5 protein-coding genes and 1 pseudogene are annotated in these 6,640 nt (G+C 71.6%); 3 read left to right on the forward strand and 3 right to left on the reverse strand.

Annotated features, from left to right (window positions below):
• Window positions 1-412, reverse strand: a pseudogene (locus ACZ3TI_RS40335) (hypothetical protein); the annotation flags it as partial.
• 271 nt (window positions 413-683) lie between these two features.
• Here ACZ3TI_RS40335 and ACZ3TI_RS40340 point away from each other — a divergent pair.
• A complete protein-coding gene (locus ACZ3TI_RS40340; protein ID WP_465735487.1) occupies window positions 684-1,406 on the forward strand; it encodes a transposase family protein in 723 nt (240 codons plus the stop codon).
• Between the two features lie 129 nt (window positions 1,407-1,535).
• Here the strand turns inward: ACZ3TI_RS40340 and ACZ3TI_RS40345 are convergent, their stop codons facing one another.
• Window positions 1,536-3,263 carry an outer membrane protein assembly factor BamB family protein gene (locus tag ACZ3TI_RS40345; RefSeq protein WP_465735489.1) on the reverse strand — a complete coding sequence of 576 codons (1,728 nt, stop codon included), beginning with the start codon at window positions 3,261-3,263 and terminating at the stop codon, window positions 1,536-1,538.
• 548 nt (window positions 3,264-3,811) lie between these two features.
• Complete coding sequence (locus tag ACZ3TI_RS40350) at window positions 3,812-4,243, reverse strand: hypothetical protein (RefSeq protein ID WP_465735491.1); 432 nt, start codon at window positions 4,241-4,243, stop codon at window positions 3,812-3,814.
• Window positions 4,244-4,602: 359 nt separating this feature from the next.
• Here ACZ3TI_RS40350 and ACZ3TI_RS40355 point away from each other — a divergent pair, with 359 nt between their 5' ends.
• A complete protein-coding gene (locus ACZ3TI_RS40355; RefSeq protein WP_465735492.1) occupies window positions 4,603-6,165 on the forward strand; it encodes a transposase in 1,563 nt (520 codons plus the stop codon).
• The gene (locus ACZ3TI_RS40360; RefSeq protein WP_465735494.1) at window positions 6,165-6,569 is read left to right on the forward strand and encodes an ATP-binding protein; all 405 of its coding nucleotides are present in this window, start codon (window positions 6,165-6,167) and stop codon (window positions 6,567-6,569) included. The genes ACZ3TI_RS40355 and ACZ3TI_RS40360 overlap by 1 nt, the downstream gene beginning before the upstream one ends.
• The last annotated feature ends 71 nt before the right edge of the window (window positions 6,570-6,640 follow it).

Raw genomic sequence — 6,640 nt, forward strand, 5'->3', positions numbered from 1 at the left:
TGAGGGAGTGCCAGCCCGAGCGGCCGTAGCACCACCACACCGGCCCGAGCGGCCCGTGCTCGGCCAGCAGCTGAAGGGTGGTCGCGACGATGGGCACGGCGTCGTCGTACTCGCGCCACCCGTCGTCGTTGTCGTCGCGGACCTCCCTGCACCACCGGCCGCGCCAGCAGTCGGCGGACAGGTCCGCGACGGCCTGCTGCCGGTTGGCCAGCGCGAGGGGTCCGGCGTCGGTGACGACCAGGGCGACCGGCGGGTACCCGGCACGGGTGTGGCCGGGCCAGGTGCGGCGCCACCAGTGCACCGTGCGGTCGGCCGGCTCCTGGTCGGCGAGGGCCGGGTCGTTGTCGCGGACCTTGGTGCGGAACAGCTCGCGGTACCGGGGGAACTTCGCGGCGACGTCGGCCGGCGTCATGGTCGAGCGGTCGACCAGGACCGCACCGTGCCCACCCCGCCCGCAGCCCCGGGCGCACTGCCGCCCAGAACGAACGCGAGCACGGTCTCGTTCACCGCCATCGCGTGCTGGGCACCGGAGCGGCCAGCGCCCCGGGCCGTGGAGCCCATCTCCGAACGGGACGGGCCGCGATCGGATATCACTGGTGTCCGCCGGCGCCGGATCGGTACACCGAAGAGGTCGCGGGCGCTGGGCCCGTTCCGGCAGGCGGTGCTGGTGCTCCGCTGGTTCCGTGACGGGTCGTGCGTGCACTGCCTGGCCCGGGTCGCAGGCCACCGGCTACCGGTACCTGCACGAGGGCATCGATGTCCTCGCCGAGCAGGCCCGGGATCTGCACCGGGTCCTCGCCGAATGCCGGGAGAAGGGGCTGAACCACCTGGTCCTGGACGGCACGCTCATCGAGTGCGACCGCGTCACCGGCACCCACCCCAGCGCCGAGGGCAAGGAGGTGGACACCTGGTACTCCGCGAAGAACAAGGCGTTCGGTGCGAACGTGCAGTTCCTGGCCGCCCCGGACGGCACCCCGTTATGGGTCTCGGATACCGAGCCCGGCTCGGTGCCGGACATCACCGCCGCCCGCGAGCACTGTCTTCCCGCCCTGTACAAGGCGGCCGCCGACGGGCTGCCCACCCTCGCCGACAGCGGCTACCAGGGCGCCGGCATCGGCATCCACCACCCGTTCAGGAAGCCCCGTGGCGGCTCCCACCTGCAGCTTCACCCCGACACCAGGACCTGCAACGAGCTCCTGCGCGGCGTGCGGACGCTGGGCGAACGGGCCGCGGCCGAATTCAAGGAACGCTGGCGCACCCTCAAGCGCATCACGCTCAGCCCTGCACAGACGCCCCGCCGCGTCCCGAGTGGGGGTGCTGGCATCAGGACCTACAGCAGGACCTACGTCAGGAGCTGCGCCGGGAGCCCCGGAAGGGCCGTTCCCGGACCTCCCGGGAGCCGATGATGAGGATCTCGGAAACGGCCGGGGCTGCTCGTCTCCCCACTCTGTCCAGCATTCAACGGGGTGGGGAGTCTCTAGTGGGCGGTGTCGGCGGTCCTGCTCATCGGATCGGTTGGTTCGGGGCGGGCCGGTTCACCCTGCCGAGAGGTAGACATTGTTCTCCACCAGGGCGGCGTACTCGTTCATCTGGTCGGGGGCGGCGCCCGGGGCGAGTTCGCGGTCCTGGCCCGTCCGGGCGTCGAGTACCACAGCCTCGCCTTTCTGCGTACGGCCGTAGACCGCTCCGTGCCAGGCGCCGGTGACCGTGGGTGCCAGGCGCACTCCGGGGGTGGTGGCCGAGCGGTTGATCTGCCACAGGACGGCGGTCGTGGTCGCGTCGATGCCGATCAGCCATCCACCGTCCTCGCTCGTCGTGTGGCACACGGTCGTGGCGCGGCCGTCGAACCAGCAGTCACTGATCGATGTGCGCTTCCCGGGCAGGGTCGGCAGCGGCACGACCGTCCCGGTGGCGGTGGACAGCAGCTTTCCTGTGGTTGTGAGGATCTTGTCGGCGGCGAACACGGACAGACCGCTCCCCGCTTCGCCGGTCAGGGCGGTCCACAGCACCGTGCCGTCGGCCACGGAGGCCGCCCGCGCTTCCAGCGGCACGCCGTCGTAGTAGCCGGTACTCCATCTCCCGGTCGTGGACGAGACGCCGAGGACCGTACCGTCCTGGATCAGCTGTGCCGCGAAGTTCGCCAGCTTCCAGGTGACCGCACCGGTGGCGAGGTCGATCGCGTAACTGGTGGGAGGACCGGACAGGCTAGGAACCACCACGACGGCCCGGCCCGCCGCGACGCCCGCGACGGTCGCAATGCCCCCCGCGACCGTGCCGTCGTCGATGGTGACCCGGCCGGCCTCCTTGCCGCTGTCGAGGTCCAGGATGTCGACCTCGACACCGTAGTGGTCGGAAACGGTCCCCCGGCCGACGACGGTCAGCGGGAAGGCCGCCACCGCCAACCGCTTTCCACCTGCCGTTCCCACCGCGGGGCGCCCGTATCCGAGCTTTTTCTTCGACGGCTCGTTCGGCTCTCTGGTGCGAAGCACTCCGGTGGAAGTCATCCGGGCCGAAAGCCGGCCGTCGCGGACATCGCGGGCCACGAGTGTGCGTCCCTCCTCCACGAGAACCAGGTTGAGACCGTCCAGCACGACCTGCCGGTCGTCGTCGGCGAAGCGGAGAGTATGGGCCGCGGTGAACCTCACCGGCGGGTCGGCCCTGACCGGTTCGGGCCTCGCCCGGACGGACGGGCTCGGCAACGGACGGGTGGTGGCCGACGGATCACCGCCCGAGGACTCCGGATCCGCTTGCGCGGATGCGCCGGAGGGCGCGCTCAGGGAGTCGCTCGGCGGATCCGGTGTGTCGTCCGTGACGATCTTGGCCCCTCCGTAGCCCACGGCAACCACGAGGACCAGGGCGAGGATCAGGAGCAGGACGGTGCGGGGGTCGCCCCGGCGGATGTTCTGGATCAGCTGGTCACCGAGCGCCAGGTTCCCCGTGTTGCGGGACCTGCCGTCGATGATGATGCCGTCCCGGCCGATCCGCGGCAGCTCCGCGGGCGGCGGCGGGACCGGTGTCGCCGGAGCCGGGACCGGCACAAGCGCCGCCAGCTGCACGGCGAACTGCGGCTCGGTGGACATCACCTGTACCAGGACCCGGCAGAGTTCCGCCTGGGCGGCCGGTTCCTGCGGACCGGAGTCGAAGGCCGCCACAGCGGCCCGGCCGTCCGGCTCCGACGAGAGCCGCCGCCGGACGGCCTCCCCCGCGGCCTCCGCCACGGCCCGGCTGGCGGTTCCCACGATCCCCGATGCCACGTCGGTCATGAGCCCGACAACAGTCGAGGCAAGATCAGACTCGCTCAAAGCGCCCCCCCGGCACAGTCGTTTGCTCAACCTTGACAGCAGGAGCGACCGGTAGCGGCAGGCAGCCGGAAGTTGCCACCGAACCGCAACCTTGAGTCACCTCGCGACCGGCCCCTGGGCCATGGCCGGCCGCTGCGGAACCCAATCCGGGCCCCCGGGTGGACGCGGCCGATTGTCGGCTCAGAGGGTGCACGGGTCGGCGGAACGCTCCTCCAGTAGTCCTGGACGGTCCGCCCGTCCCGGAACCTCGCTGAACTGCCGGTCGGCTCCTGCCCTATGACATCCGTCGCCCGTCAGATGCCCCGCAGCCGGGGAGATCCACTGAGTAGGGGCGGGGCACCCCGGAGCAGAGGTGGCCGATTTCAACGAGCGCCATCACCGATCGCCCTTCCCCGCCCGGCCGCGCGACAAAGCGCCGCTACATCGCACCCGTGGCGCCCGCCGAGCAGGGAACCACCACCAACCCCCGCCGAGGACGGCCCCCGGCGGGGGCGGCGGCATCCTGCGGGTTACGAGGCGGTGGCCTGTGCGGCGCGGCGCTCGGCGAGCGCGGTGGCCAACTCCGGCCGGTCCCGCACCATCGCCTCCCACTCCTCCGCGGGGAGGGCGGCGTGGATCAGCGCGGCCTCCATGCTGGCGTAGTCGCCCGGCCCCCAGTCGATCGGGCTCGTGCTCGTGCTGACTGTGGTCGCGTCGGCGGCGGCCTGGTCCTCGTCGGCGGGGCCGGTCTCGGCGGCGGCCTGGTCCTCGTCGTTGATCGCGTCGAACAGCGCCCGGCCGTACGGCCGGGACTCGGGGCCGCCCTCCATCCACCGGGCGGCGAGGGCGCAGACGCGTTCCGACTCGGCCCTCAGCTCCTGGTGGGCTTGGGCCAGCGCCTGTACTCCCGCATCGTGGTGGTGCAGCAGGTTCTCGACGGTGCTCGGGCTCACATAGGTCATGCCGTGCCCAACGACGCCCAACACGACAAGTCGCGCCCGGCCGGGCCACCAGGCAACGGCCCGGCCCGGGGCCGCCCGCGGGGGAGGTGGCCGTCCGGTCTCGGCCCGGCCGGGCACCCCCGGACGCGGACGGCTTCGCCGGACGCGCACGACCACCAGGGGGTGGGACGACACAGATTTGACGCTGCTGGCGACACCGAGATGTCAGTACCAAAACGGCCTGTGCTCGATCAATACCAAAGTCGACGACGGCTGGCTGGCACTTCGCCCGGACCGCGCTCCTACGAGTGGCCGTCGCCCCAGAGTTCGGGCGACGGCAGTGGCGCGCCAGCGAGCCTGGTGCCGTGGCAAGGACCGGAGTGCAGGAGCGTGCGGCAGTCGTAGCCCGGCTCCAGCAACTACGCGACGAGGGCGCATTGAGCGGCGAACACGTGCGGGTGGTCGCCGCTTCCCTGGGAGTGGCCGAGCGCACGGTGTGGCGGTGGCTCTCCACCCCATCGCCTGGGCAGCGTCAGCCCCAGTCGTCGTATCGCCTGACCGACGTCGATCGGGAGGCGTTCGCGTTCTACAGGGGAAACGTGGCGGCGCTCGCGCGTGCTCGGCAGGCGGTGCTCGACTGTGCCGGGCAGACGGCGGGTGCCGATGTACCGGGCTTCCTGGCCGAGGGCTGGCGTGAAGCCCGGCCGGTGGGCCTACGAACGCTGCAGCGTGCTTTCGCGGATCAGCTGACCACCGCGGAGCGTGCGGCCTGGCGAGTGGGTGAGAGCGGCCAGCGCGCAGCACAGGTGTACTTGCGTCGGACAGACGCGCCTCGGGGGCGGGTGTGGGAGATGGACCACAAGCAGCTGCCGCTGCTGGTCCTGCCGCCGAGGGGCGGCGCGTTGTCTCCATGGCTGACCACGGTGGTGGACGACGGTTGCCGAGGGCTGCTCGGGTGGGCGCTGTCGGTTTATCCGAGTGCGGGCACTGTGCTGACCGCGATGCGAATGGCCATGGCCTACGAGCCGGAGATCTCGCCGTTCGGCTCAGTTCCCGAGCGGGTGCGTGTTGACCGCGGTCTGGAGTTCGCCGCCGATGCCGTGGAGGCGGCGCTGGGAACACTGGCGGTCGTGGTGCACCGCCTGCCGCCCTACAGCCCGAACCGCAAGGGAAAGGTCGAGCGGCTGAACCTGACGATCGAACAGACCCTCCTGTCGCAGCTTCCCGGCTTCACCGGCGGTCCCCGGGACGCGAGCGGGCGGCTGTACGGGCCCGTGGACGACTCAGCGAAAGCGAAGAAGGCCGCCGAGCGGGCCGGCGGGCCGATGCGTATCGAGGAGTTCGTGCAGCGGTTCGCCGCCTGGGCCTGCTGGTACAACACCGAACGCCCGCACCGGGCGCTGGGTGGGCGGACCCCGGTACAGGCGTGGCTGGAGGACGAGGCGCCGCTGCAGCGGATCGACCCGGCACGGCTGCGATACCTGCTGCTGGCCGGCACCGAGCGCAAGGTCGGCAAGGACGGCATCCGATTCAACGGCCACGCCTACCTCGCCCCCGAGCTCCACGGACGCGGCGGCGAGGTGCTCGAAGTCCGGTACATGCCACACGATGACCGGTGGATCGAGGTGTACCGGCGCGGCGAGTACTTGTGCACCGCGCACCCGTCCGCCCAGCTCACGCGCGAGCAGCGGGAGGCGTTCCGTGAGCACGCCCGGTCCGAGGCCGAGCGGCTGGGCCGTGAGCGGCGCCGCGCCGCGCGCCGGGCGCGGCGCGAACTCGCGCCGATGACCGCCGCCCAGAACGCGGCCGAGCCGTCCCGTCTCGTGCGGCCCAGCGAGGCGGCGCAGGCCGTCCAGCACGCCGGTGAGGCGCTGCTGAAGGCACGAGCCCGCGGTGACCTGCTCGGCATTCTCCCTGTCACCGATCTTCTCCCGGAGTTGTGATGCCCCGCCAGTTTGTCGACCTGCAAGATGCGGTCACCCTGCCCACCGGCCACTTCCAGCTGGCCGGCAAAGTCCTCGATGATCTGGTGGCGAACGCCGCCACCGGAGTCGTGCACGGCCCCGCCGGCACGGGGAAGACCTTCGCCGTGGAGGCGGCGCTGGAGGCGTTGGAGCAGCGCGCGCCCGCCGAGCGGCCAGCGGTGGTGTCGCTGCAGTTCCCTTCCCGTCCGACGATGCGTCTGATCGCCGATCAGCTGCTGCAGGAGCTCACCGGCGCCGAGAGCCCGTCCAGTCGCAATCGCTTCGACCTGACGACCAAGCTGGTCGGCCTGCTGGCCTCGCCGATGCGCCTGATCGTCGTGGACGAGGCGCAGCGTCTTAGAAAGTGTCGGGTAACTGGCTGACTACTCGTTCTTGAGGTCGTCGGCGAGGCGGCGGGCTGCTTCGGCCTCGATGGGGCCGCGTGGTTCGATCT

This window comes from Kitasatospora sp. NPDC023120, from assembly GCF_055560835.1.